We start from the raw sequence: 25,617 nt of genomic DNA on the forward strand, positions 1-25,617 counted from the left end.
CCTCCGCACCGGCACCGCGCGGGCACGTCACCGGTGCGTAAGAACCACGAGGGCCGTCCGGCGACGCACCGCGGACCTGTTTGCGAGTGGCAGCCGTCAGTCCTCCTGGCGGAAGTCCAGCATGTAGAAGACCTTGTCGTAGCGACGTTGCCCGACGGCGACGAAGTCGCGGAGGCGGCCGTACTCGGCAAAGCCCAGCGAGCGGTAGAGCCGCAGGGCACCGGAGTTGTCGCCACGGGCGTCCAAGGTGAGAACTTCGACGGCGGCGGCCCGGGCATCCCCGATCAAGGCAGCAGTCAGCGCCCGGCCGACGCCACGACCGTGGACGGCGTTGTCCACCGCGACCTTCTCCAGATCAGCGTGCGGTCTGTGGGTCGGCCGGGCGTACCGCAGCCAGTACCCCAGTCCGACAAGGCGCCGGTCCAGGTAGGCGACACGCAAGGCCGCGTCCCCCGCCCGCACCGCGCGGACAACCTGGTCAAGCAGGGCCGCGACCTCGTCGAAGGAGGGCGGTTCCACCCATCCCAGAGCGGCGCCCCGACCGACCAGGTCAGCCAGAATCCGGTGTGCCGACTCAGCGAACCCTGCCTCCAGCTCCGGATCGCCGGCCAGCTCCGAGGCGTCGAGGACGGCGAACTCGGCCGCCGTCACGCCGTTGACCGACTGCGAATTCATCTACCGCTCTCCCATCAGGCCGGGGAATGCCCCTGTTCCCGGGGCCGCCACCGACTGGGGTATCGGTGGGAGATCCGAGAAGGACGCCCGACGGGCATCTGCCCTGGTCGGGCCGTCTTGGAGAAGGACACCGAGGCTGTCCGACTCTACTGGCGGTCTGTGCGGGCCGACGCTGCGGTCCTGCTTGTGGGTTGCTACGAGGGCGGCGGCGCGTCCACCCGGCGCCACGTCGCCACCGGGCCGGGGGCGCGGGAATCCTCGGGGGTGACCCAGAACGCCCTTCCCTGTTCGGCGCTGTACTGGGCGCCCGTTCGCCCGTCCCCGGACGAGCGGCCGGTCAGGCGGCGCCCGATCCACGGCATCAGGTGTTGGCGGGCGAAACGGAGGTCGTCGACACGTCGTATCGCCCATTTCGGTGGGATCGAGGCGGGCAGCGGGGTCCGCCAGTCGTTCTCGGGGGGCAGCCCGAGCGTCTGCCAGACCGCCTCCGCCACCCTCCGGTGCCCGTCGGGCGTCAGATGCAACCGGTCGACGTCCCACAGACGGGGATCACCCAGAGCCGGTGCCCCGTACAGATCGACGACCGAGGCTCCGTGCCGTGCCGCCAATTCGTCGACCAGGGAGAACAGTTCCTCCATCCGTGGGCGGAACCGTTCCATGACCGGCCCGTTGCGGCCGGGGCTGCGCATCAGCACGAGCCTCCTGCACGAGGGAGCGAGACGTTCGACGGCCTCTTCGAGCCGTCCGCGGACCATGCCCATGTCGCACTTCGGCCGCAGCGTGTCATTGAGACCGCCGACGAGTGTGATGACATCCGCACCCATGGCGGCGGCCGCATCGACCTGCTCGTCGACGATCTGGCCGATCAGCTTGCCGCGTACGGCGAGGTTCGCGTAACGGAAACCCGGCCTACGGACCGCGAGCCGTCCGGCGAGGACATCGGCCCAGCCCCGGTACGAGCCGTCGGGCAGCAGGTCCGACATGCCCTCGGTGAACGAGTCGCCGACCGCGACAAGACTGGTGTACGAGGCATTCGATTCCATGGCGATGCGATCGTACCGTGGCACAATCCGACCCCCTCCGGACAGCCCCTGACGGTTCGGGAATGCTCCGAACGGATCCGGGAGGCTTCGGACGGCCGTGCCTCAGGCTCTGGGGACGGGCGGGCGTGCGGGCTGTCCGTTCGGAGCGAGGCAGCGCGTTGCGGGACGAGGGCCCCTCAGTCGCCGAAGGCCAGCCGCAGACCGAATCCGGCAATCACGGTTCCGGTGATCCGGTCCAGCAGCCTGCGGGCCTGCGGGCGTTGCAGCCAGCCCCGCAGGACCTGGGCGAAGGCGATCAGCAGTGCCGACCAGAGGAGACCGAGTGCGATGTGCACCCCGGTCAGCAGCAGGCCCGTGGCGAAGTGCGGGGCGCCCGCCGGGATGAACTGGGGCAGGACGGCGACGTAGAACACACCCATCTTCGGGTTGAGGAGATTGGTCAGGGCGCCCTGCCGCCATCCGGCAGCGAGGCTGTCTGTCCCTTGAGGAGCCACGGCACGGGCTTCGGCCCCCTGTGCCTCCTCCTTGGTGTGCCTGCCGCGCAGGGTGTCGACGATCATGCGTCCACCCATCCAGAGCAGATAGGCGGCTCCGGCGTAACGCAGCGCTTCGTACGCCACGTGCGAGGCCGTGAGCAGCGCCGTGACACCGAGCGAGGTGAGCGCACCCCAGGCGAGAGTGCCGCTCTGGATGCCGAGGACGACACCGAGCGCACGCTTGCGGCGACCGAGCGCCGAGGTGCGCAGGACGAGAGCGGTGTCGAGACCGGGAGTGAGGGTGAGGAGCCCTACGACCAGGGCGAAGGACCATAGTGCGGTGCTGATTGCCATGGACCACCAGCTTAACCGTGCAGGTGACGATGGATTCCACCGGGGAGGGGGCGCGGCCGGACCCGCACCCCGCCTCCCTGGCTGCCGGTCGGCGCGTGCGCGGACGGATTCGCACCTGCCCCATGGCGGCCCGTCGGTATGCCCGCGGCCGGACCCGCACCGGGCTGCCCGCCACCCGTCGGCCCCCTCCGATCAGCGCGCCTGTGACCGTCCGACCAGTTCGCGCAGCACGTCCTCCATCGTGACCATTCCGGCCAGCCTGCCGTCCTCGTCCACCACCGCCGCCAAATGCGTCCGGCTGCGCCGCAACGCGGTCAGTACGTCGTCCAGCGGAGTGGCGGCCCGCACCCGGGCGATGGGGCGCATCGCCGTCACGGGGAACGGCACATCGCGCGGTGTGGCGTCCAGGGCGTCCTTCACATGGAGGTAGCCCAGGATGCGCGCCTCGCTGTCCATCACCGGAAAGCGCGAGAATCCGGTCTCGTACGAGAGCTGTTCCAGCTGTTCCGGTGTCGTCCCGACCTTGGCGTACATCACCCGCTCCACCGGCATCACCACATCCCGCACCGGGCGACGGCCCAGCTCAAGGGCGTGGTGCAGCCGCTCGGCGGCGCGGTCGTCGACCAGTCCGGCGTCCCCGGCGTCCTTCACGAGCCGGGCCAGCTCGTCGTCGGAGAACGTGGCGGACACTTCGTCCTTCGTCTCGACCCGCAGAAGTTTCAGCAGTGCGTTGGCGAAGGCGTTGATGGCGAAGATCACCGGGCGCAGCGCCCTGGCGAGGGCGACCAGCGGCGGTCCGAGCAGCAGCGCGGCCCGTACGGGCTCGGCCAAGGCGATGTTCTTCGGCACCATCTCGCCGAGCAGCATGTGCAGATACGTCGCCACGGACAGTGCGATCACGAACGAGATCGGATGGATCAGACCGTGCGGCACACCCACCGCGTCGAAGACGGGCTCCAGCAGATGCGCGATGGCCGGTTCGGCGACGATGCCGAGGACCAGCGTGCACAGCGTGATGCCCAGCTGCGCCGCCGCGAGCAGCGCCGACACGTGTTCGAGGCCCCAGATGACGCTCCGCGCCCGCCGGTTCCCGGTCTCGGCCTCGGGCTCGATCTGGCTGCGGCGCACGGAGATCAGAGCGAACTCCGCGCCGACGAAGAAGGCATTGACGACCAGGGTCATCAGTCCGATGAAGAGCTGGACGGCGATCACCGTGCGCCCTCCGTCCGCTCGTCGCCGGGCAGCGGTGCATGCAGCAGGGCCCGCGCGGCACGGCGCCCGGAGGCGTCCACCACATCGACCCGCCAGCCGTCCAGCTCGATCGAGTCACCCACGGCGGGGATGCGGCCGACCTCGGTGGCGAGGAGCCCGGCGAGCGTTTCGTACGGTCCGTCCGGCACACGCAGTCCGATTCTCTTGAGCTGGTCGAGTCGGGCGGCGCCGTCGGCCGACCAGAGGGTCCGCCCGTCGGCGTCCTCGCCGGCCGGAGCCAGGTCCGGCGTCTCGTGCGGGTCGTGCTCGTCGCGCACCTCGCCGACCACCTCCTCGACGATGTCCTCCAGGGTCACGACACCGGCCGTACCGCCGTACTCGTCGATGACGACGGCCATGGCGAGCTTGCCGGACAGCCGGTCCAGGAGCCGGTCCACGGTGAGGGTCTCCGGTACGAGCAGGGGCTCACGCAGCATCTCCGAGACGCGAGTACGGGGCCGCTGCTCGGCCGGGACTGCCAGCACGTCCTTGATGTGGGCCACGCCGACGATGGTGTCGAGGCTGCCGCGGTAGACGGGGAAGCGGGACAGACCGGTCGCGCGGGTGGCATTCGCGACATCCTCCGCGGTCGCCTGCACCTCCAGCGCGGTGACCTGCACCCGTGGGGTCATGACGTTCTCCGCAGTCAGCTCCGACAGGTTGAGGGTGCGGACGAACAACTCGGCGGTGTCCGCCTCCAGCGCCCCCTCCTTCGCGGAGTGCCGGGCCAGCGCCACCAGCTCCTGGGGGCTGCGGGCCGAGGCGAGTTCCTCGGCCGGTTCCATGCCCAAACGGCGCACGATCCGGTTCGCGGTGTCGTTGAGGTGACTGATGAACGGCCGGAAGACGGCGGTGAAGGCCCGCTGCGGGGTCGCCACGGCCTTCGCCATCGCGAGCGGGGAGGAGATCGCCCAGTTCTTCGGGACGAGCTCGCCGACGACCATCAGGAACACGGTGGACAGCGCCGTTCCCAGGACGAGGGCCACGGAGGACGCCACGCTCGGGGACAGGCCCACGGCCTCCACCGGACCGCGGATCAGTTTCGCGATCGACGGTTCGGAGAGCATGCCGACCACCAGGTTGGTGACGGTGATGCCGAGCTGTGCGCCGGAGAGCTGGAAGGTGAGGCTGCGCACGGCCTTCATGGCGCCTGCCGCGCCGCGCTCACCCCGCTCCACGGCCCGTTCGAGCTGACCGCGCTCGACGGTCGTCAGGGAGAACTCAGCCGCGACGAAGGCGCCGCAGGCGAGCGAGAGCAGCACCGCCACGAGCAGCAGAAGCACTTCGGTCATCGGTTCACCTCCGTCCCATGATCGGGCAGGGGCAGGAGGATCGCTCGATGTCGGCGATGTCGACTACTGGGAGGCTCGCCCATGGGCGGACGCTCACACCTTTCGGAAGGATCGGTCAGGACTCCGTCCATCGTAAAGGATCGGCAAAGTCGACCACTCTCCCGGATGGTCGACTTCAGTCCGTGAGCGGCTTCACCCAGCGCCGCCAGTGATCCTCGCGGTGGTAGCCCGCCGCGGCCCACGTGCGGTGGGCCCGGTCGTTGACCTCCAGGACCATGGCGTCGACCCGGCGCCCGCCCAGGGCGATGAACCGCTGTTCCGCCGCTGCGGTCAAGGCGGTGGCGATGCCTTGCCTCCGGCGGTCCGGATGTACGGCCAACCGGTAGGCGGAGCATCGCCAGCCGTCGAACCCGGCTATGACGGTTCCCACGAGAAGACCGTCACGTTCTGCCAGGAGCAGGGCCTCGGGGTCTCTTGACATGAGCCGGGTCATCCCGTCGTGGTCGTCGCTGATGCTCGTACCCTCTGCGGCTTCCCGCCAGAATCGCAGCACCGCACCGATATCGGCGAGGCCGGCGCAACGGATGTGAAGATCGCTCATGGTGCGAGCCAAGCAGAGCGCCGCCCCGTTCGGCGAACGATTTCCCCGGCGAGGAATTGCCGAGGAGCGGACAGGGGCACTGCCCACGCTTCGGCCGGGAAGCTCCGTCGTCCTGGACATCGCGTCGGCCGCGGACCCGTCGATCCACGACCCCATGGGCTCGGAAATCCGTCGGCCTCGAACCCCGTCGGCCAGGAATCCGATCGGTCCGGACCGCCTCACCCTCGGATCCCGTCACCCTCGGATCCCGGCCTTCAGAGCTCCGTGTCGAACATGTCCAACAACGCCGCGCCGTCCACGTCCTCCTCGGGTCCGGGCAGCGACAGCTCGGCCCAGATGACCTTCCCCTGGGGCGTGTAACGGGTGCCCCAGCGCTCGGTCAGTTGCGCGACGAGGAACAGGCCGCGGCCGCCCTCGTCCGTCGCGGCGGCATAGCGCAGATGGGGTGAGGTGCTGCTGCCGTCGGCCACCTCGCAGGTCAGGCCGTGATCGTTCAGCAGCCGCATCGTGACCGGTGCGGAGCCATGGCGGATGGCGTTGGTGACCAGCTCGCTGAGCACCAGCTCCATGGCGAACGAGAGCGCGGACAGACCCCAGTCGTCGAGCTTCTCGGTCGCGGCGGCGCGCATCCCCGCCACAGCGGCGGGATCGAACGGTACGTCCCACTCGGCGACACAGTCGGGCGGGAGCGCCCGGGTACGGGCGATGAGCAGCGCCACGTCGTCCTTCGGCCGGCCGGGCAGGAGCTCGTCGAGCACCGCCCGGCAGCTCTCCTCCGGTGAGCGGCCGGGATGGGATGCCAGGGCCCGGCGCAGCAGCTCGATCCCTTCGTCGATGTCCCGGGTGCGGTCCTCGATGAGCCCGTCGGTGTACAGGACGAGCTGCGTGCCCTCCTCCAGTTTCATCTCCGCGGTCTCGAACGGCATGCCGCCCAGACCCAGGGGCGGTCCGGCCGGGAGGTCGGGGAACGTCACGCCGCCGCCGTCGGGTCGGACCAGTGCGGGCGGCGGATGCCCGGCCCGCGCCATGGCGCAGTCGCGTGAGACGGGATCGTAGATCGCGTACAGGCAGGTGGCTCCCATCACCCCCACGCCGACGGTCGTCTCCATCTCCTCCTGGTCGATGCGCCCGACCAGGTCGTCGAGGTGGCCGAGGATCTCGTCGGGCGTCAGGTCGAGGGTGGAGAAGTTGTGCACGGCCGTCCGGAGCCGTCCCATGGTGGCGGCCGCATGCAGGCCGTGACCGACGACGTCTCCGACGACCAGCGCCACCCGGCTGCCCGGGAGGGGGATCACATCGAACCAGTCGCCGCTCACCCCGGAGACCGCGGGCAGGTAACGATGGGCGACCTCAAGGGCGCTCTGCTCGGGCAGCTCCCTGGGGAGCAGGCTGCGCTGCAGAGCCACGGCCAAGGCGTGCTCCCGGGTGTAGCGACGGGCGTTGTCGATGCTGACCGACGCCCGGGCGACCAGTTCCTCGGCCAGGGACAGGTCGTCCGCGTCGAAGGGCTGGGGCTTTTCGGAACGCCAGAAGTCGACCACACCAAGGATGACGCCGCGTGCCCGCAGCGGCACGGCGATGAGCGAATGGATTCCGTAGTCGACGATCGACCGTGTCCGCTCCGGGTCCTGGGCGAGCCAGTCGGGCGCGGCGAACAGTTCGGGCACCAGCTGAGACCGGCCCTCCCTCAGAGCCCGTGCCTGTGGCGTGGAGGGGAGGAAGCCGTGCAGTCGGTCGCGCTCATAGAGGGGGTGGTCGTCCCGGATGCCGTGCACGGCGGCGCGGCGCAGGTCCGTGTTCGTATGGGCCGGCTCGTCGCCGCGCAGGACCGGGTCGGCCAGATCGACGGTGACGAAGTCGGCGAAGCGGGGGACGGCGACCCGCGCCAGTTCCTCGGCCGTTCCCACCACGTCGAGGGTCGTACCGATGCCGAGCCCGGCGTCGTACAGCAGTCTCAGCCGCTGGCGGGCGCTCTCCGCCCGGCCCGACAGTGCCCGCAGCTCCGTGGAGTCGCGCAAGGTCGCGACGGTCCCTTCGCGGGCGCCGGCACGTTCCGTGGGGCGCTGGCTCACCGCGAGCAAGCGGTCTCCCGCAAGCTGCACTTCGTCCGTGGCGGCTCGGCCCGAGACGAGCAGTTCGACCGTGCCGGGATCGAGGCCGGGCAGGTCCGAGACGTGCCGCCCCTCGGCGTCGCGCGGCAGATTCAGCAGCCGTCTCGCCTCGTCGTTGGCCAGCAGAAGCCGACCGTCGGCGCCGACGATGAGTACGCCTTCGCGCACGGCGTGCAGCACCGCGTCATGATGCTCGTACATGCGGGTCATCTCGGCGGGGCCCAGGCGGTGGGTCTGTCGCCGCAGGCGCCTGGCCACCAGCGCGGTTCCGCCCGTGGCGAAGGCGAGCGCGGCCGCTCCGGTGCCGAGGATGATCGGAAGCTGCCGGGCCACCACACCGGTCACGTGGTTGACCTTCAGGCCCGCGGCCACCACGGCCACGACCTTGTCACCGCGATCGAAGACGGGGACCAGAGCCTGCACCTCGTGGCCCAGCGGGCCATTGACGCTCTCGGTGTACACACGGCCGGCCAACGGCGGCCCGATGTTCCCGACGAACTTCTTCCCGATCTGGCCCGGCCGGGGATGTGTGTAGCGGATCCCCTTCGTGTTCGTCACCACGATGAAGTCGACGTCGGCGGCCTTTCGCGCGGCCTCGGTGTGCGGCTGGAGCACCTTGGAGGGATCGGGCGCCCTCAGCGCGGCCAGAATGCCGGGCGAGTGTGCGAACGTCTGTGCGACGGCAATCGAACGATTTCTCGCCTCCGCGTTGTTGTCGTGCCGGGACTGGAGTACGAGCGCCAGCACTGCGGCCGCCACGAGGAACACCACCACGACCACCTGGAGGGCGAAGACCTGCCCGGCGAGGCTCCAGGGGCGCCTGTCCATGAGTGACCGAACCGGTGCGTTCCGGAATCGGCCGAAACGTGTGGCCACATTGACCTTTGTAACACCGCACGGTCGTCGGCGCGTGAGGTGAGAACGGCGGAGGGCCTTCGGGCGGGAGCGCGTGGCTGCCAGGAGGGGCGCACTCGGGGCGTCCGGCGACCGGTGTACGGGGCACCATGGTGCCCCCTTGCCGGTGCTAGCGAACCGGCGCTAGCGTGTTGTCGTGCCCAAGACTCAGCTGAACGTGAGAGTGGACGAGGCGACCGCCGAGGCCGCGCGACAGCGCGCGCTGCAGAGGGGGATGAGCGTGAACCGCTACATAGAGGAACTCGTGAAGCAGGACGCGGGCGAGGTCGGACACACCTTTGTCGAGGCCGCGGCCGACTTCATGAAGCAGTACGAGTCGGTCTTCGCCGAGGAGTTCGGCCCGGAGCGCAAAGGCATGCGTTGAACCTCCAGATCGACCTTTCCTGGCTGCTCATGGTGGCCGAGCACAAGACCCCCGGCGATCCGCAGGTCGTCGACTGGGGGGCGCTCGTGGCCGCGGTGGCCCGCCATGAGGCCGAGATCTTCGGCAGCCCCGTCTACAGCGACCCGCACTCCAGGGCCGCCGCCCTGCTGCAGTTGCTGCTCCACGTTCCCGCGCTCGAACACTCCAACGCGATGTTCTCCTCCGCTGTCGCGTACGGCTATCTCGTCGCCTCCGGGCTGAAGGTCATCACCTCGCCGGAGCAGGTGCGCGATCTGGCCAGGCTGGTGAAGGAGGGCAAGGCGGACGTCCGGGCCATCGCCGACGAACTGCGCCAGTGGAGCCTGTGACGGCTCCGTGCGTCGTGGCAGGCGGACGCGCCCGTGGATCTGTGACGGCTCCGAACGCCGTGGCGTGCGGACGCGTCAGTCCACCGCGGTCGGCCGCCGCGCCACGCCCAGCACACAGGCGGATGTGGGCAGCCGGACTCCCCAGTCCGGCATCCTGACCCGGCGGTAGGCCTCCACCACGAATCCGGCCCTCTCGATGGCGGCCAGGGTGTCGCGCGCCGTGTGACACCCGCCGGTCACCAGCGGCCACACCGTGTGGTCCAGTGCATGCTGGACGGCTGCCATGGCCCGGTCGTCGGCCCGCACATGCTCGAAGAAGCGCAGCTCACCGCCCGGTCGCAACACCCGCACGATCTCCGCGAGCGAACGCTCCACATTCCGAACGGTGCACAGCACCAGTGAGGCGACCGCCCCGTCGAACGCCTCGCTCTTCACCGGCAGGGACTCCGCCGTGCCCGGCACCACATCCACCGGAATTCCGGCGCGCAGCGCCGACCGCACCGCCAACTGCCGCAGGACGCGCTCGGGTTCGACGGCCACCACCTCCGACACCGCGGGCGGGTAGTGCGCGAAGTTCAGGCCGTTGCCCGCACCTATTTCGACGACCCGGCCGGACAGGCCGGCCAGCAGCTCCGCGCGCACCGCGGCCAGCCCCGCCCCCGTCTCTGCGGCCACGCTCATCCGGGCGTAGAACCGGGCGAAGACGGGGTGGTGCACCGTGTCCTCCGGGATCTTCGTGTCACGCAGGCGCATGACGGACCTCCTCCACACGGCGCCCGGCCGCACGGCGCTCGACCAGAAAGGTACGACTACTTCGATTCTCCCCCCGTCCCGCGCGCCTCAGCCGCTCATCCGGCGGGTCGATTCCCTCCCAGCTGCGCGGTCAGCCAACTCCCAGCCCGGGAACGGAAGTCGGCGGGCGCCAGCGCGCCCGCACCGGCCGGCACCACACCCAGCAGCGGGGCGTCCGCCACTACCGGGAGATCCTCCAGATTGCACCGCGCCGCGAGGTCCGGCTCGGCGGGCATACTGCCCACCACCACGCCGAGGCACTCCAGCCCCCGCGCCCGCAGGGCCTCCGCGGTCAGCGCGGTGGTATTGAGCGTGCCCAGTCCGGCCGGCGTCACCACCACGACCGGCGCGGCCAGCAGCCGGGCCGCGTCGGCAAGGGTCGCGCCCTCCTCGTCGAACCGTACGAGCAGTCCGCCCGCGCCCTCGATCAGCACCAGATCATGTTCGGCCGCCAGCTTCCCGGCCGCCTCGGCGATCTCGTACGGCCGTACCGGTGGGAGTCCGGCCCTGCGGGCGGCCGTGTCCGGGGCCAACGGATCGGGGAACCGGGCCAGTTCGACCGCGGTCACGTGGCCGCCCGCCAGCCGTACCACTTCGGCCGCGTCCCCCGGCTCGCCGGGCGCCAGCCCCGTCTGCGCGGGCTTGAGCACCGCGACGGCGCGATCCCGGTACGCGGCCGCCACGGCCGCGGTCACGACCGTCTTGCCGATCTCCGTGCCCGTACCCGTCACTACCAGAACCGTCATCTCAGCCCTCCCGCGCAGCCGCGCACACGGCGCGGCAGATCCGCGCCACGTCGTCATCACCGGTCACATAGGGCGGCATCGTGTAGATGAGGTCGCGGAACGGCCGCAGCCACACGCCCTCCCGTACCGCGGCCCGGGTGGCGGTCTCCAGGTCCACCTCATGATCGAGCTGTACGACACCGATGGCGCCCAGCACCCTCACATCCCGGACCCCGGGCAGCGCCGCCGCCGGGGCGAGACCCTCCCGCAGCCCCGTACCGATCCGCCGGACCTCCCGCTCCCAGTCCTGGCCGAGCAGCAGGTCGATGGAGGCACACGCCACCGAGGCGGCGAGCGGATTGGCCATGAACGTCGGTCCATGGGCCAGCACCGGCACATCGCCGTTGGAGATGCCCTCCGCGATCCGTGAGGTGCACAGCGTCGCCGCCATCGTCAGATAGCCGCCGGTCAGCGCCTTGCCCACGCACATGACATCGGGAGAGACCCCCGCGTGACCGGCGGCGAACAGCTTCCCCGTGCGGCCGAAGCCCGTGGCGATCTCGTCGAACACCAGCAGCACGTCATGCGCGTCGCACGCCTCGCGCAGCACTCGCAGATAGGCGGGAGAGTGGAACCGCATCCCGCCCGCGCCCTGCACCACCGGCTCCACGATCACCGCGGCCAGCCGGTCGGCGTGCTCCGCGATCAGCTCCCGCAGGTGGCGCACGTACGCGGCATCCGGCTCCGCGTCGTAACCGGCCGGCGGCTCGTCCGCGAAGACCTGCCGCGGCAGCACACCCGACCACAGCCCGTGCATGCCGCCCTCGGGGTCGCACACCGACATCGGCTGCCAGGTGTCCCCGTGATAGCCGCCGCGCCACGTCAGCAGCCGTTGCTTCCGGGGCCGCCCGGCCGATCGCCAGTACTGCAGACACATCTTCACCGCGACCTCGACCGACACGGAGCCGGAGTCGGCCAGGAAGACATGCCGCAGCGGCTCCGGGGTGATCTCGACCAGCCGGGTGGCCAGCCGTACGGCGGGCTCATGGGTGAGCCCGCCGAACATCACATGGCTCATCCGGTCCAGCTGACCGCGTGCCGCCTCGTTGAGCACCGGGTGGTTGTAGCCGTGCACCGCGGACCACCAGGACGACATGCCGTCGACCAGTTCGTCCTGCCCATGGGCCGGTTCGGCGAGCCGGAGCCGGACCCCGGACGCCGACTCCACGACCAGCGGCTCCTGACGTCCGGGCATCGAGCCGTACGGATGCCAGACATGCGCCCGGTCCAGGGACCGCAGCTCGGCCGGGGAGAGGAGCTCAGGCATTGGGGGCGAACTCCGTTCCCGCCCCGCGCCGACGGACCGCCACCAGATCCGTGCGCGCGGCCGGGACCTCACCGGTCTCGGCGACGGCCTCCCCGGGCCCGTCGCCACAGGGCGCGCACCCGCCGTCGTGCGCACCGCAGCCACCACCCGGCTGCGCGCGGTGCGCGGGCAGGGTAGTCGTCCCCGCTCCCTCCACCTGGAAACCGGCGTCCGCGATCATGTCCAGATCCGCCTGCCCCGCCTGCCCCTCACTGGTGAGGTAGTCGCCCAGGAAGATGGAGTTGACCAGGTGCAGGGCGAGCGGCTGCATCGAACGCAGATGCACCTCGCGCCCGCCCGCGAGCCGTACCTCCACATCCGGACAGACGAACCTGACCATCGCCAGAATGCGCAGACACCGCTGCGGGGTGAGGTTCCATTCCTCGGCCAGCGGGGTCCCCTCGAACGGGATCAGGAAGTTCACCGGCACCGAGTCCGGGTCCAGTTCGCGCAGCGAGAAGACGACATCGACCAGATCGGCGTCGCTCTCACCCATTCCGGCGATCAGCCCGGAGCACGCCGAGAGGCCGGCGGCCTGCGCCTGCTGCACGGTCTCCACCCGGTCCGCATAGGTGTGGGTGGTGGTGATGTCGCCGTACGTGCCCTCGGACGTGTTGAGGTTGTGGTTGTACGCGTCCGCGCCCGCCGAACGCAACCGCTCGGCCTGTCCGTCGGAGAGCAGACCGAGGCAGGCGCACACCTCGACGCCCTCGTGTCGATCCTTGATCGCCTCGATGGTCTCCGACACCCGGTCCACATCACGGTCCGTCGGACCACGACCGCTCGCCACCAGACACACCCGCTTGGCGCCACCCGCCACCCCGGCCGCGGCGGCCTTCGAGGCCTCGTCCGGTTTCAGCCAGGTGTACTTGAGGATCTCGGCCTTCGAGCCCAGCCGCTGCGAGCAGTACGAGCAGTCCTCGGGGCAGAGCCCGGACTTGAGATTGACCAGATAGTTCAGTTTCACCCGTTGCCCGAACCACTGCCGGCGCACCTTTCCGGCCGCGGCCACCACTTCGAGCAGATCGTCGTCCGAGGTCGCCAGCACGGCGAGAGCTTCTTCACGGGTCGGCAGTTCGCGCCGCAGTCCCTTGTCCACCAGCGTGTTCAGGAGGTCCATGGCGTCGATCCTGGCCTACGGCACGGCCCGCGGCCAAGGAGGAACCGGACAAGAGCGCGCGTCGAGGGTGTGTGTATTGCCACACCATGACCGGCCGCACCCCCGGTTAGCCTCTGTGAGCTGCCTACAAAAGGGACCGCTCATGCCCTTCGACCCGTTCGACTGGATCGACGACGAGGCGCGCCGCCGCGCGGACGCCGGACTCGTCCGCACGCTCCGCCCCCGGCCCGCCGAACCGGAGCTCCTGGACCTCGCGAGCAACGACTATCTGGGGTTGACCCGGCACCCCGAGGTCACCGCCGCCGCGGCGGAGGCCGCGCACCGGTGGGGCGGGGGCGCGACCGGATCGCGGCTCGTGACCGGCTCCACCGCGCTGCATGCCGAGTTCGAGGATCAACTGGCCGATTTCTGCGGCTTCGAGGCGGCACTGGTGCTGTCCTCGGGCTACGCGGCCAATCTCGCCGCCCTCACCGCGCTCACCGGCCGAGGCTCGCTGATCGTCTCCGACGCCGGCAACCACGCCTCGATCGTGGACGGTTGCCGGCTCTCCCGGGCCGAGACCGCCGTCGTGCCGCACGCCGATCCCGATGCCGTGCGCAAGACTCTGCGGGCACACACGGGGCGCGCTCTGGTGGTCACCGACTCGGTCTTCTCGGTCGACGGCGACGCCGCGCCACTGCCCGAACTGGTCGATGCCTGCCGGGCGGAGGGCGCCGCACTGCTCGTCGACGACGCGCACGGCCTCGGTGTGCTGGGGGACGGAGGTCGGGGTGCGCTCGCCGCCGCCGGGCTTGCCGGCGGCGAGGGAATCGTCACCACACTCACCCTCTCCAAGTCCCTGGGCAGCCAGGGCGGAGCGGTACTCGGTCCGGCCACGGTCATCGAACACCTGATCAACACGGCCCGTACGTTCATCTTCGACACGGGACTGGCACCGGCCGCCGCAGGCGCCGCCCTGGGCAGCCTGCGGCTGCTCGGCCGCGAGCCGGAGCGCGCCGCCAGGGCCCGGACCGTGGCCGCCGCGCTGTACGAGGGGCTGACGGCGGGCGGACTGACCGCCGCACGCCCCGACGCGGCCGTGGTCTCGGTGCGGGCACCCTCGGCGGAGGCGGCTGTGCGCTGGGCGGCCGACTGCCGCACCGCGGGCATCGCGGTGGGTTGCTTCCGGCCGCCGTCGGTGCCGGACGGCGTCTCCCGGCTGCGGCTGACGGCGCGGGCGGATCTGACCGACGAACAGATCGCCACGGCGGTGGCGGTCGTGCGGCGAACCGCCCCCGTCGGCCGGCCCTGACGGCCGATCGACCGTTTCCGCCGACCGACCGTTTCCGCCGACCGACCACCTCTGTGGGCGGTCGTGCCCGTCAGCCGGCCGAACGCCGATGCAGGCCGGAGACGAAGGTGGTCCAGGCCTCCGCGGAGAACCGCAGTGGTGGCCTGGACACGTCCTTGGAGTCCCGCACGGCCATGCGCCCGTGACCGAACGGCGCGGCTTCCACGCAGTTGTTCATGCCCGTGCTGCGGCTGCTGCGCCGCCACCGTAACTCGTGCTGTGCGAGGCAATCCGACATGACGCCCCTCTCGGGCAGTCCGGGGTCACCGACCGTCGCGGTCGATCGCGGCGATGAGGTCCAACGAGTGCTGCGGCGACAGCGCATGTGCCTGCATGGTGCGGAAGGCCGAGCTGTACGCCTCAAGGTCTTCTTTCCGCTCCAGGTAGAGGCTACTCGTCAAATGGTCGAGAACTACCACGTCCAGATCAGAAGTGTTCGGAAATGAGAAGATAACGAAAGGCCCGGTGAGGCCGGCGTATCCGCCGACCGAGAACGGCAGTAACTGGAGTTCCACATGGGGCAGTTGAGCCACCCGGGCCAGATGGCGCAGCTGGTTCCTCATCACCAGGCGCCCGCCGACCTCGCGCCGCAGCACCGCCTCGTCGAGCACCGCACTCAGCCGCAGCGGCGGATCGGTCCGCAGCACCCCCTGGCGGGCGAGCCGCACCTCCACCAGGGAGTCCAACTGGCCGGCGGGTAAACCGTCCAGCGAAGCCCGGGTCACCGCGCGTGCGTAGTCCGCCGTCTGCAGAAGTCCCGGCATCACCGAGGTCTCCAGGGTCCGTGCGGTCCGCGCCTGCGACTCCAGACTGATGAAGTCGCGGTACTGCGGAGGAATCAGGCCGCGATAGGCATGCCACCACCCGGTGCCGCCACCGCCCGCCGAGCCTGCCAGCGCCTCCAGGAGCGTCCGGAGCCGGGTGTCGTCCACGCCGTACGCGTCCATCAGTCCGGCCACATCGGCCGGGCGCACCCCACTGACACCGGTCTCGATCCGGCTCAGCTTGGACTGGTGCCAGCCGAGCCTCCGCGCGGCGTCCCGACTGGTCAGTCCCGACGCGTGGCGCAGCCTCCGGAGCTCCTCCCCGAGCTTGCGGCGTCGTACCGCAGGGCCGTAGTGCATGCGCGGCCTCCCTCCCTCTCGTGCCGAGCGGACAGTGTGGCGCCCGCATCCGGTTTCGTGTGGCGGGGTTCACCGCATTGAGCGACAGATATATGCATATCTTGGTGGATCGCCGTCGGGGAGGGCAGCATCGATGGCAATCTGGCGCGAAGCGCAACCGGGACCGATCCCGCGTCGGTCCGGGTGGGAAAGGGACGGCTCGCCATGGCAGACCATCAAGAAGCAAGCCTCACTCTGCCGAGCGATCCGGCCTCGGTTTCGGCGGCCCGGAAACATGTGGTCCGGATGCTCACCGAATGGGGCCTGACCGCCGACACCGAGTTCGCCGACAGTATCCGCCTCATCGTCTCGGAGCTCGCGACCAACGCCGTCCAGCACACCTTCGGGCAGTCGCCCACCTTCGCCGTGGACCTGAGACTGGAGCAGGAGGAACTGCTGTATCTGGGGGTGACGGACAGCCACCCGCGCTGGCCCCGTAGGCTGCCCGCCGCCGTTCAGCAGGACAACGGGCGCGGCATGGTGATCATCCGCTGTCTGGCCAAGGAGTGCGGCGGCCGGCTCACCGTCACGCCCACCGCCGACGGCGGCAAGACGGTCTGGATCGCGCTTCCCTGGAGCATCCCCGTGCAGGGCTGACCGAGGGCGGGAGCGACGCACGGCGCGCCGCGTCGGGCCAGGTGACCGCCCCCGCATCAGTGACGGGCAGGTCAGCGACACGGGACGGTGCACCGCCGGCGAATCGCGGCCGGAGGACGGCCAGGATCCCCCGGACGGGTCAGCCGACCCGCCCGTAGTAGACCCTCTTCGTCCAGATCTTCTCCAGCCGGACCACCGCGCCGGTCCTCGGCGAGTGCCAGATCTTGCCGTGGCCGGCGTAGATCCCCACGTGGTAGACGCTGCGACCGTAATGGAAGAAGACCAGGTCGCCGCGTTTCCTGTGCTTGGCCGAGACATGGCGGGTCTTGTTGTACTGCTGCTGGGCGGTGCGGGGGAGCTTCTTGCCCGCCTTCTTGAACGAATAGACCGTCAGCCCCGAACAGTCGAAGCGGTTGGGGCCGGTGGCCCCCCACCCGTACGGCGACCCCTTCTTCGACGCGGCGATGTTCAGCGCCTTCATCGAGGGAGTCGCCGCCTGGGCCTCCGGCGTGGCGCCCGGGGCGAGCATGGTGCCGCCGACGGCGGCCAGAGTCAGAACCGAGGCCGTACCGGCCCGGACGAGCAGAGACGGGACATGAACCTGCGCAGCCATGCGCAACCCTTCGTCAGCCGCCTGTGAAGGATGACCTGTCGGGTTCGGGCTGGCGAAGTTGCCCGGCCGCGCTCGGCGGCTTCACCCCGAGGGTCGACCGGTGATCCGGTCGACCCGTTGTGCTCGGGTCCTCCACTCCTGCCGATCCACTTCTGTCGACCAGGCATCCGGACGGCGGCAGGACTCGGCGTCCGCCCGGACCGCCCCGTCGCGGTGGCGGGGGCTTGTCGTCCCAGGGATCTTGACTCACCGACTGCCGGATTTCCGAGAGGAAACAGCGATTTGTGAGGCTCCTCACGACTGACCCGTTCGGGTGGGGGTGACGAATTCGGGGGCCGGGGCGCTCACCGGGACCCGGCCCGTACCAGCGGTGGAATCATTGATTCCGATCACTGGTCATCTGAAAAACGCAAGTTGAGATATCCCGCGCGAGGGGGGCTTTCTACGCCGAACGAGCGAGGTATTTCGATGTGCCCACCGGGCGTGTCATGTACGGGAGTTGGCCGAATCCCGGCTGCTGGTGGGGTCGCGGGAGCCGGCCGGACCCCGGCGGCGGGGCCGGCGGAGGCTGATCAACTCGGCGGAGCGGGGGGTATGGTGACGCGTCCGGCCCGTCGCTCCCCGTCCAGTACGCGCAGGGCTCGCGCCAGGGTTCCCGTGTGGATCTGCGCCTCGCCGCGTTCATGCATCGACGCGAGGGCATCCCGCAGCGCGCCCGCCCGGGCCACCAGTGCCTGCGCCGCGCGCAGCGCGCCATAGGTGTCGCTGCCGCGCGCCGGATTGATCCGGCCCAACTGGTCGAGGACTTCGAGGTAGCGGTCGATGAACTCCCCCTCCGCGCGGGTCAGTGCGGGCAGTTGTGGCAAGTGTGGCGGCTGCACCGGGCGTTCACCTCGTGCCGTGCGGGGGGAGTGATGACTTCCGGTTCTGCGTGAGGTGGTCCACCAGGCCGTATGCCTTGGCGCCCGGCGCGTCGAGAATGAGGTCGCGCTCGATGTCGGTGGCGATCTGCTCGGCGCCGCGGCCGGTATGACGGGCCAGCAGTGTGATGAGCATCTCGCGGATGCGTTCCAGTTCCCGGGCCTCGATCTCCAGGTCGGAAGGCCGGCCCTGCACCGGCTCGCTGAGCGCGGGTTGCTGAACGACGACCCGGGCTCCCGGCAGTGCGTGCCGTCGGCCCGGAGTGCCCGCGGCGAGCAGTACCGAGGCGCAGGAACCGGCCTGGCCGAGGCAGAAGGTCTCCACGTCGCAGGTGAGGTACTCCATCGTGTCGTAGATCGCGGACATGGCTCCGAACGAGCCTCCGGGGGAGTTGATGTAGAGCGAGACGGGTCGGTCCGGAGCGTCATGTTCCAGATACATGAACTGGGCGATCAGGTCGTTGGCCGCGGTGTCGTCGACCGGGGTGCCCAGGAACACGATCCGCTCGGCGAGCAGCTTGGAGTACGGGTCGAAGGTGCGGGTTCCGCTGGTCGTGCGCTCGGTGAACTCGGGCAGTACGTAGCGGGCGCTGGGACGGAACAGCATGGGTGATGCCTCTCCTCCGGGTCTGTACGCAGTCCGCGTATCGGGGTCCGTGCGGGGCCTGCGCGAGTTTCTGTAAAAAATGTACAGGACGTACAGAAGGTTATGATGGCTCTATGACGGTGCGCCAGTTCGCGCCCGCGACGGACGGAAGCCAAGGGGGAGGGGTCGATGTATGTCGGAGTACCACTTTTCCGTGGACGGGGACTCGCCGGGACGGGACCTGCGCCAACTCGCGCAACGGCTCCGCCAGGACACGGCGATCAGGACCGGCGCAACTCTCGCCCTCCGGCCAGCGCCCCCTGCCGAGGGCGAGATGGGCACGACCCTCGACGTCATCGCGCTGATCCCCCCGGCCATCGACGCCGGTCGTCACCATCGAGCGCAATGGTGTACGGGTGACAGTGGACTCCGGTGATCCGGCCGTCGTCGCCCGGCTCGTCCAGGCGCTGGAGAGCGAGTAGCCGCCGGATGCCGCCTCCCCGCCCGGAATCCTCACGGGTGGTCCTGGTCGGTGTCGCGGACTATGACCACCTGCCGCCTCTCCCGGCCGTCCGGAACAACCTTGCCGCGCTCGCCCGGCTTCTTCACCTCAGCCCCAGGCTGGGGCCTGCCGTCGGGGCATTGCACGGTCGTCGCCGACCCCAGGCAGCCATCCGAATTCATCGGCCCCGTTCGAGGGGCGGCCGCGGAAGCTACTGACACCCTGCTCATCCACTACAGCGGGCACGGTCATCCCGATGACGAACTGCGGTACTCGGACTCGGTCACCGGCTCCAGGCCGGACGAGCCGTGGACCCGCCTGCCGTATACACGGCTCAAGTCCGTGCTGATCCAGACTCGGGCGGAACGCCGGGTGGTGATCCTCGACAGCTGCTTCAGCGGGCAAGCCCACGGGCTGATGGTGGACGCGGCCGACACCCTGCGGGTCCAGGTAGCGACAGCGGGAGCGGTGGTCATCAGCTCCGCCCGCCATGACCTGCCCGCGATCGCGCGCATTGGTGAAACCTACACTGCCTTCACGGGTGAGCTGCTCCAAGTGCTCACGCACGGCATCGCCAGGTGGGCCTTGCAGAGATTACCGTCGACACCGCATACACCCATGTCAAGGCGGCCCTGGCGGCGCAGGGGCGCCCCACGCCTGACCGCACTGGTACCGACACCTCGGGCTCCCTGGTCCTCACCCGCAACTCCGGGTTCCGGCCGGACTTCCCTATGGCTGCTCCGTGACCCGCTCCCGGGACGCATCTACGGGCGCTGGCCCGCCGGTTGCTCCCGGTGGCGGCGGACGCCCAAGCCGCATCTCGACGCTACGAGCAGCCGGTGTCGGCAGAGGCCCGCAGCACATCCCGGCGCTATGCGGAGCCGATCGCGATCGGCGAACGGCGAACGGTACGAGCTCATCTCCCCCCTCGGGTGGGATGACTTGGGAACGGTGCATGTGACCTATGACCGTCTCGTGGAAGTTCCTCCGTCCTTTGCTGCCCCAGTCCTTGCACGGACGGAAGCGTCTGGACGACCGAACCGTGCTCAACGGGATCGTGTGGAAGTTCCGGACGGGCACGGCCTGGCGGGACGTGCCGGAGTGGTACGGCTCCTGGCACACGCTGCCCACCCGCTTTTGCCGGTGGGCCCTGGACGGCACCTTCGAGCGGATGCTCCGGTCCGCCCAGGCCCGGGCGCACGCGGCGGGCGAGATCGACTGGGTGGTGTCGGTCGACTCCACCGTCGTACGCGCCCACCAGCATGTCGGCGGGGCCCGGAAAGGGGGCTCCGCATCCCCGCACTCGGACGCTCCCCGGGCGGCCTGACCAGCGAGATCCACCCGGCCTGCGATGCCCTGGGGCGCCCGCTCGGCTTCGTGCTGACGGGCGGCAACACGAATGACTGCGCGCAGTTCACCGCCGTGATGGAGGCGATCCGGGTGCCCCGCGTCGGGCCGGGACGGCCCCGGCTGCGGCCCGCTCATGTACTGGGCGACAAGGGCTACGGCTCCCGCGCGATACGCACCTGGTTGCGGCGGCGCGGCATCGCCCACACCATGCCCGAGCGAGCCGACCAGAATCGCAACCGGGCCCGCCGCGGCAGCCGAGGCGGACGCCCGCCCCGCTTCGACAAGCAGCTCCACAAGCATCGCAACGTCGTGGAACGGTGCTTCAACCGCCTCAAGCAGTGGCGTGGCATCGCGACCCGCTACGACAAGACCGCCGAGTCCTACAAAGCGGCCGTCACCCTCGCCTCGCTCCTGATGTGGGCGTGACATTTGAAGACAACTCCTGCCGGGATCAGCGGCGCACTTCGCCGTGCCCGCTTGGCGCCGTAACCCGAAAAGCAGTGGCCGCGCGGGCTCGGGGCCACATACGTTCGCCTCCATGGGTGACGCAACTTTCGGGCATCCGCGGCTCGCCGCCATCTACGACCCACTCGATCCGGACCGCAGCGATCTCGACGCGTATCTCGCGATGGCGGAGGAGTTCGGCGCGCGGTCTGTGCTGGACATCGGGTGCGGTACGGGCGTGTTCGCGCTGCTGCTCGCAGAGCGCGGGATGACGGTCACCGGGATCGATCCCGCGCGGGCGTCCGTCGACGTCGCGCGTGGCAAGCCGGGCGCGGAGCGGGTGCGCTGGCTCGACGGCGACGCGGGGGACCTGCCGCCCATGCAGATCGACCTGGTGACGATGACCGGGAACGTCGCCCAGGCGATCGCCGAGCCGCAGGCGTGGCGTACGACGCTGCGCGGCGCGTACGAGGCGCTGCGGCCCGGCGGGCGGCTTGTCTTCGAGACGCGTGATCCGGCGCAGCGTGTGTGGGAGGAGTGGGCGGAGTGGACGCGCGAGACCACGTACCGCATGACGGATATCCCGGGCGTCGGCCACGTCGAGACCTGGGCCGAGCTGACGGACGTGAGCCTGCCGCTGGTGAGCTTCCGGGGTACGCACGTGTTCGCTGCGGACGGGGGCGTACTGACCTCGGAATCGACGCTCCGCTTCCGTGAACGTGCGGAGATCGAGCGGGACTTGCACGAGCACGGCTTCGTCGTCGAGGACGTACGCGACGCACCCGACCGGCCGGGCAGGGAGTTCGTGTTCGTGGCGCGGCGCGGTACCGCGGAGCCCGTCCCTCCCGGAATGCTCTAGGGAGCGTGCGCACCACACAGCGCCGGGCAGACGGGACTTATGCCGCGTCCGGGTGCGCGTCGACGAGAAGTCGCAGATCCAGGCCCTGGACCGCTCTCAGCCGGTGCTGCCGATGATGCCCGGGGTTCCGCAGCGGAGCACCCACGACCACGTACGCGCCGGCACCACCACCCTGTTCGCCGCTCTGGAGGTCGCCACCGGCAAGGTGATCGGTTCCCCGCACCGCCGCCACCGTGCCGAGGAGTTCACGAAGTTCCTCATCAAGCTCGACGAGGAAGTCCCGGCCGGCCCGAGGTCCACCTGGTGCTGGACAACCACGCCACCCACAAGACTCCGGCCATCAAGACCTGGCTGTCGGCACAGCCACGGTTCCACCTGCACTTCACACCCACCGGATCGTCCTGCCCAACCTGGTGGAGCGATGGTTCGCCGAGTTGACGAACAAGCAGATACGGCGAGGCGTCCACGGATCTGCCCAGTCCCTGGAGAAGGACATCCGGACCTGGATCGCCGCATGGAACACCGACCCAGGCCCTACGTCTGGACCAAGACCGCAGACGAGATCCTCGAACGCCTCGCCAGCTGTCCGAACAGAATTCCTGACTCAGAAGACTGGCAGGCTCCGGCCGACGGTCCTACGGTGTCACCGGCGAGGGGGCGGCTGCCCAGGAATCGGCGGCCTCCTTGTCGGAGTCGAGCACGTTCTCGCCGTAGAGACCCTGCACCCAGTTGGTCTGGTAGATGGTGTCGAGGTAGCGCTCGCCGAGGTCCGGGCCGATGGCCACTGCGGTGAGTTCGCGCGCGTCATGCCGGGCCATCCAGTCCGTTGCGGCGCTGATCACCGTGCCGGTGGAGCCGCCGAACAGGAATCCGCGCCTGGCCAGACGATGGCAGGCACGTATGGTGTCCGCCTCCTCGACACGAATCACCTCGTCGACATAGGACTCGTCGAGCAGCGGCGGGCGCACACTCGTGCCCAGACCGGGAATCATCCGGCGGCCCGGCGAACCGCCGAAGGATACCGAGCCGACGCTGTCCACCGCGATGATCCGCACCCGCCGGTGCCATCTCCGGAAGTAGCGCGCACAGCCCATCAGGGTCCCTGTGGTGCCGGCTCCGACGAACAGCACGTCCAGCCGTGGGAACTGACGGGCGATCTCCGGCGCGGTCGTGCGGTAGTGCGCCTTCCAGTTGCTCGGATTCGTGTACTGGCTGAGCCACACATACCGGTCGTCGGAGGCGCACAGCGCGCGGACGTAGTCCAGCCGTGCGCCGAGAAAACCGCCGTTGGCCTCCTGTTCGGTGATCACGTGCACCTGGCTGCCCAACGCCTCCATCATCATTCTGTTGGGCAGATTGACGCGGGCGTCCGTCACACACAGGAACCGGTAGCCCTTGCTCGCCGCGATCACGCTCAGCGCCACGCCGAGGTTTCCGGACGAGGACTCGACCAGGATCGATTCCGGCGTCAGGATTCCATCCCGCTCAGCGTCCTCCACCATCTCGGTCGCGGCCTTCAACTTGATCGAGCCGGCGAAGTTGAAGCCCTCACACTTCAGGAAGAGCGAGTGCCCGAAGATCGACCGGAGGTCGACATAGAGATCCTCTTCGTTGAAGGCGTACGGAGCGGAAATGATGGGCACGACGGTCTCCTCTGTCTGGAGCAGAGCACTATCGGAAGCCTTGAAGGAGCCACCTGGACTCTCGTCCTGCTCATCCGTACCGGCTCATTTCGTGGAAGAAGTTGTCGACGACGTGCAACTCTCCGCTGCGAGCCACTTCGGTGTACACGTACTTGCCCACCGCGAGGTCGAGCACCCCGAGGCCGAAGGGCGAGAACACCACCGGCCGGTCCGTCGGCACCGTCACCCGCCCGGCCATCACGTCGTCCAACGTGCCGTGCAGGAAGTCCCGGTTGCCCGTGAGTTGCTCGGCCAGATGCGGCGACGTGTCGGCCTTGAGGCAGTGCTCGACGTCATCGACGATGTTGGTCGAGGCGAGCAGGATCTCCGGCGCGAGGTCGCGCAGCGACACATGCAGCACCAGCGGGTTGTGTGCGAACCATGACAGGTCACTGACGTGCGGCTGACCGGCGACCGTGGCGAAGACCACCAGGTCGCTGTTTCGGATCAACTGCTCGGCGCTGTCGTGCACGGTGATTCGGCCGCTGGTGCCCGACTGCTCCAGGTAGCAGCGGAAGCCCGCCGCGCTGTCGGCGGACAGGTCGTGTACGCCGATCTCGTCGAACGACCAGCCGGTACCGACCAGAAAGGTGTGGATGTAGCGGGCGATCAGGCCCACCCCGAAGAACCCGACGCGCGTCGGTCGCGACCGGTCGCGGCTGAGCCAGTCGGCCGCCGACGCCGCCGACGCGGCCGTCCGGGTGGCGCTGATGATCGAACTCTCCAGGCAGGCGAACGGGTAACCGGTGTCATGGTCGTTGAGGATCAGCACGGCCGATGCCCTTGGGATGCCGGCCGTCACGTTCTTCGGGAAGCTGGAGATCCACTTCAGGCCGTCCACCCGTGTGTCCCCACCGATCGAGGCGGGCAGCGCGATGATCCGGGAGGACGGGCGGTCGGGGAAACGCAGGAAGTACGACGGCGGGTTCACCGAATCACCGGCGCCGTGCACCCGGTAGGTGGTCTCGACCAACTCCGTGATCCGCTTCTCGCATCCGTGCAGCGTGCGCCGGACCTGGGCACCGGAGATCACCGCGAACGGTGGCACGGTGATTGGTGCGACGCTTGCGGACTCTCTCGCGGTGGAATCGACAGTGGTCATCGCGTGGTCACCTCCACGGTCGGTGAGCAGTCGGCCAGACGCACCGGTTCGGCCATGGCGACGAGCACCTCGCGCGGTCCCTCGAAGGGCTCCCTGCTGTGCGCGGTGCGGACGTTGTCGACGAGCATCAGGTCGCCGGCCTGCCACGGTTCGCGTGCGGTGTTCGCCTCGTAGACGCTGTTGAGCAGCTGGACCACGTCCTCGCCGATCGGGTCGCCGTTGCCGAATCGGGTGTTGAACGGCAACCCGTCGGCGCCGTAGACGTCCACCAAGTACTCGTGCACCTCGGGGGCCATCGTCCACTCGTTGAGGAACGCGATCTGGTTGAACCAGCAGCGTCGGCCGGTGACCGGGTGGCGCACCACGGCGCTACGGCGCTGTCTGGTGCGCAGTCCACCGTCGGGCTGCCACTCGAACGCGATTGCGTTGGCACGGCAGTAGCGCTCGACGGCGCCCCGGTCGTCAGTGCCGAAGGCCTCGGCGATGGACGCGCCGATCTCGTCGTTGTAGCTGCGGGTGAGCAGCCAGCCCTCCTGCTCGAACCGCTCGGTCAACTCGGTGGGCAGCGCGTCCAGCACGGTCGGTGAGTCGGCCACCGCGGTCGCCCCGCCCTCGGTGGGCGCGCTGAGACAGGCGAACATCATCAGGCCGGGGAACTCAAGCGTGTAGCTCAGTTCGTGGTGCATACACATGGGCTGGTTCGGCGGCCACTTCGATGAGGAGTACAGCCCGTCGGAGTAGGCCTGCCGGGGTGCGAAGGCCTCCTGCTCGGTCATCAGACCGGTGGCCAGCTTCGAGAAGACGGCTCCGGTCTCGGCCGCGTCGCGCAGCCCGAGGCCACGGACCAGGACCGAACCATGCTCGGCGACGACTGCGCGCAGCGCGTCCCGGTGCTCGGCCGCCCAGGTCGGCGCGTCGCCGGTGGCCTCGGCCCGCACCCGTGGGGGTGCGCCGGAATTCAGTTCCACGTCGACCAGCAACGCCGTGGATGTGAACGACATCTCGATTTCCTTTCA

25 protein-coding genes, 3 pseudogenes and 1 riboswitch are annotated in these 25,617 nt (G+C 69.7%); of the genes and pseudogenes, 9 read left to right on the forward strand and 19 right to left on the reverse strand.

Going from position 1 to position 25,617, the window contains the following annotated elements; translation table 11 throughout:
* Positions 1-96: 96 nt before the first annotated feature.
* From ACIOHC_RS20285 to ACIOHC_RS20315, 7 genes are all read right to left on the reverse strand, one after another.
* On the reverse strand, positions 97-675 hold the full coding sequence (locus tag ACIOHC_RS20285) for a GNAT family N-acetyltransferase (protein ID WP_351077661.1): 579 nt from the start codon (positions 673-675) through the stop codon (positions 97-99).
* 194 nt (positions 676-869) lie between these two features.
* A complete protein-coding gene (locus ACIOHC_RS20290) occupies positions 870-1,718 on the reverse strand; it encodes an SGNH/GDSL hydrolase family protein (RefSeq protein WP_351077663.1) in 849 nt (282 codons plus the stop codon).
* 176 nt (positions 1,719-1,894) lie between these two features.
* Complete coding sequence (locus ACIOHC_RS20295) at positions 1,895-2,548, reverse strand: LysE family translocator (protein WP_351077666.1); 654 nt, start codon at positions 2,546-2,548, stop codon at positions 1,895-1,897.
* A gap of 192 nt (positions 2,549-2,740) precedes the next feature.
* On the reverse strand, positions 2,741-3,760 hold the full coding sequence (locus ACIOHC_RS20300; RefSeq protein WP_351077669.1) for a hemolysin family protein: 1,020 nt from the start codon (positions 3,758-3,760) through the stop codon (positions 2,741-2,743).
* On the reverse strand, positions 3,757-5,091 hold the full coding sequence (locus ACIOHC_RS20305) for a hemolysin family protein (RefSeq protein WP_365688897.1): 1,335 nt from the start codon (positions 5,089-5,091) through the stop codon (positions 3,757-3,759). Before ACIOHC_RS20305 ends, ACIOHC_RS20300 begins: the two co-directional genes overlap by 4 nt.
* Positions 5,092-5,266: 175 nt before the next feature.
* Entirely contained in the window at positions 5,267-5,692 is a 426-nt protein-coding gene (locus ACIOHC_RS20310; protein WP_365688899.1) for a GNAT family N-acetyltransferase, read from the reverse strand.
* Positions 5,693-5,946: 254 nt separating this feature from the next.
* On the reverse strand, positions 5,947-8,631 hold the full coding sequence (locus ACIOHC_RS20315; RefSeq protein ID WP_365688901.1) for a SpoIIE family protein phosphatase: 2,685 nt from the start codon (positions 8,629-8,631) through the stop codon (positions 5,947-5,949).
* 223 nt (positions 8,632-8,854) lie between these two features.
* Between ACIOHC_RS20315 and ACIOHC_RS20320 the strand changes: the two genes are divergently transcribed.
* Positions 8,855-9,082 (forward strand): antitoxin, encoded by a 228-nt coding sequence (locus ACIOHC_RS20320; RefSeq protein ID WP_351077676.1) that lies wholly within the window; start codon positions 8,855-8,857, stop codon positions 9,080-9,082.
* The gene (locus ACIOHC_RS20325; protein WP_093551070.1) at positions 9,079-9,450 is read left to right on the forward strand and encodes a fic family toxin-antitoxin system, toxin component; all 372 of its coding nucleotides are present in this window, start codon (positions 9,079-9,081) and stop codon (positions 9,448-9,450) included. The genes ACIOHC_RS20320 and ACIOHC_RS20325 overlap by 4 nt, the downstream gene beginning before the upstream one ends.
* Before the next feature lie 75 nt (positions 9,451-9,525).
* Here the strand turns inward: ACIOHC_RS20325 and ACIOHC_RS20330 are convergent, their stop codons facing one another.
* The 4 genes from ACIOHC_RS20330 to bioB all read right to left on the reverse strand — a co-directional run bounded on the left by ACIOHC_RS20330 (position 9,526) and on the right by bioB (position 13,453).
* Positions 9,526-10,203: a class I SAM-dependent methyltransferase gene (locus tag ACIOHC_RS20330; RefSeq protein WP_351077679.1), complete on the reverse strand. Its 678-nt coding sequence runs from the start codon at positions 10,201-10,203 to the stop codon at positions 9,526-9,528.
* A gap of 95 nt (positions 10,204-10,298) precedes the next feature.
* Positions 10,299-10,988 (reverse strand): dethiobiotin synthase, encoded by a 690-nt coding sequence (gene bioD, locus ACIOHC_RS20335; RefSeq protein ID WP_389636907.1) that lies wholly within the window; start codon positions 10,986-10,988, stop codon positions 10,299-10,301.
* 1 nt (position 10,989) lies between these two features.
* Positions 10,990-12,294 carry an adenosylmethionine--8-amino-7-oxononanoate transaminase gene (locus ACIOHC_RS20340; protein ID WP_365688904.1) on the reverse strand — a complete coding sequence of 435 codons (1,305 nt, stop codon included), beginning with the start codon at positions 12,292-12,294 and terminating at the stop codon, positions 10,990-10,992.
* A complete protein-coding gene (gene bioB, locus ACIOHC_RS20345; protein ID WP_351077685.1) occupies positions 12,287-13,453 on the reverse strand; it encodes a biotin synthase BioB in 1,167 nt (388 codons plus the stop codon). The genes ACIOHC_RS20340 and bioB overlap by 8 nt, the downstream gene beginning before the upstream one ends.
* 142 nt (positions 13,454-13,595) lie before the next feature.
* Here bioB and ACIOHC_RS20350 point away from each other — a divergent pair, with 142 nt between their 5' ends.
* Entirely contained in the window at positions 13,596-14,744 is a 1,149-nt protein-coding gene (locus tag ACIOHC_RS20350) for an 8-amino-7-oxononanoate synthase (protein ID WP_351077687.1), read from the forward strand.
* 70 nt (positions 14,745-14,814) lie between these two features.
* Here ACIOHC_RS20350 and ACIOHC_RS20355 read toward each other — a convergent pair whose 3' ends face one another.
* Positions 14,815-15,021 (reverse strand): DUF397 domain-containing protein, encoded by a 207-nt coding sequence (locus tag ACIOHC_RS20355; protein ID WP_351077690.1) that lies wholly within the window; start codon positions 15,019-15,021, stop codon positions 14,815-14,817.
* Between the two features lie 25 nt (positions 15,022-15,046).
* Positions 15,047-15,907 carry a helix-turn-helix domain-containing protein gene (locus ACIOHC_RS20360; RefSeq protein WP_401843380.1) on the reverse strand — a complete coding sequence of 287 codons (861 nt, stop codon included), beginning with the start codon at positions 15,905-15,907 and terminating at the stop codon, positions 15,047-15,049.
* Between the two features lie 204 nt (positions 15,908-16,111).
* Between ACIOHC_RS20360 and ACIOHC_RS20365 the strand changes: the two genes are divergently transcribed.
* Positions 16,112-16,543 carry an ATP-binding protein gene (locus ACIOHC_RS20365; protein WP_401843382.1) on the forward strand — a complete coding sequence of 144 codons (432 nt, stop codon included), beginning with the start codon at positions 16,112-16,114 and terminating at the stop codon, positions 16,541-16,543.
* Between the two features lie 139 nt (positions 16,544-16,682).
* Here the strand turns inward: ACIOHC_RS20365 and ACIOHC_RS20370 are convergent, their stop codons facing one another.
* The 3 genes from ACIOHC_RS20370 to ACIOHC_RS20380 all read right to left on the reverse strand — a co-directional run bounded on the left by ACIOHC_RS20370 (position 16,683) and on the right by ACIOHC_RS20380 (position 18,680).
* Positions 16,683-17,156, reverse strand: coding sequence for a C40 family peptidase (locus ACIOHC_RS20370; RefSeq protein ID WP_351077697.1), 474 nt, complete (start codon positions 17,154-17,156; stop codon positions 16,683-16,685).
* 3 nt (positions 17,157-17,159) lie between these two features.
* Positions 17,160-17,332, reverse strand: a riboswitch (cyclic di-AMP (ydaO/yuaA leader).
* 396 nt (positions 17,333-17,728) lie between these two features.
* Positions 17,729-18,037: a hypothetical protein gene (locus ACIOHC_RS20375; protein ID WP_351077699.1), complete on the reverse strand. Its 309-nt coding sequence runs from the start codon at positions 18,035-18,037 to the stop codon at positions 17,729-17,731.
* Positions 18,038-18,044: 7 nt separating this feature from the next.
* Positions 18,045-18,680: an ATP-dependent Clp protease proteolytic subunit gene (locus tag ACIOHC_RS20380; RefSeq protein ID WP_365688931.1), complete on the reverse strand. Its 636-nt coding sequence runs from the start codon at positions 18,678-18,680 to the stop codon at positions 18,045-18,047.
* Positions 18,681-18,855: 175 nt separating this feature from the next.
* On the opposite strand from ACIOHC_RS20380, the gene ACIOHC_RS20385 reads away from it, so the two are divergent.
* From ACIOHC_RS20385 to ACIOHC_RS20405, 5 genes and pseudogenes are all read left to right on the forward strand, one after another.
* Positions 18,856-19,098: a hypothetical protein gene (locus ACIOHC_RS20385; RefSeq protein ID WP_351077702.1), complete on the forward strand. Its 243-nt coding sequence runs from the start codon at positions 18,856-18,858 to the stop codon at positions 19,096-19,098.
* 108 nt (positions 19,099-19,206) lie between these two features.
* Positions 19,207-19,671 (forward strand): annotated as a pseudogene (locus ACIOHC_RS20390) (caspase family protein); the annotation flags it as partial.
* A 457-nt stretch (positions 19,672-20,128) separates the two neighbouring features.
* Positions 20,129-20,940: pseudogene (locus ACIOHC_RS20395) on the forward strand (IS5 family transposase).
* A gap of 112 nt (positions 20,941-21,052) precedes the next feature.
* Positions 21,053-21,817, forward strand: a complete 765-nt coding sequence (locus tag ACIOHC_RS20400) for a methyltransferase domain-containing protein (RefSeq protein ID WP_351077706.1) — start codon at positions 21,053-21,055, stop codon at positions 21,815-21,817.
* Positions 21,818-21,863: 46 nt separating this feature from the next.
* Positions 21,864-22,385 (forward strand): annotated as a pseudogene (locus tag ACIOHC_RS20405) (IS630 family transposase); the annotation flags it as partial.
* Between the two features lie 67 nt (positions 22,386-22,452).
* Here ACIOHC_RS20405 and sbnA read toward each other — a convergent pair.
* The 3 genes from sbnA to ACIOHC_RS20420 all read right to left on the reverse strand — a co-directional run bounded on the left by sbnA (position 22,453) and on the right by ACIOHC_RS20420 (position 25,602).
* Positions 22,453-23,460, reverse strand: coding sequence for a 2,3-diaminopropionate biosynthesis protein SbnA (sbnA, locus tag ACIOHC_RS20410; RefSeq protein WP_351077708.1), 1,008 nt, complete (start codon positions 23,458-23,460; stop codon positions 22,453-22,455).
* 70 nt (positions 23,461-23,530) lie between these two features.
* Entirely contained in the window at positions 23,531-24,601 is a 1,071-nt protein-coding gene (gene sbnB / locus ACIOHC_RS20415) for a 2,3-diaminopropionate biosynthesis protein SbnB (protein WP_389636906.1), read from the reverse strand.
* Positions 24,598-25,602, reverse strand: a complete 1,005-nt coding sequence (locus ACIOHC_RS20420; RefSeq protein WP_365688910.1) for a TauD/TfdA family dioxygenase — start codon at positions 25,600-25,602, stop codon at positions 24,598-24,600. Before ACIOHC_RS20420 ends, sbnB begins: the two co-directional genes overlap by 4 nt.
* Between the last annotated feature and the right edge of the window lie 15 nt (positions 25,603-25,617).

This window comes from Streptomyces sp. NPDC088252, assembly GCF_044740965.1.
In the GTDB taxonomy this organism is placed as follows: Bacteria; Actinomycetota; Actinomycetes; order Streptomycetales; family Streptomycetaceae; genus Streptomyces.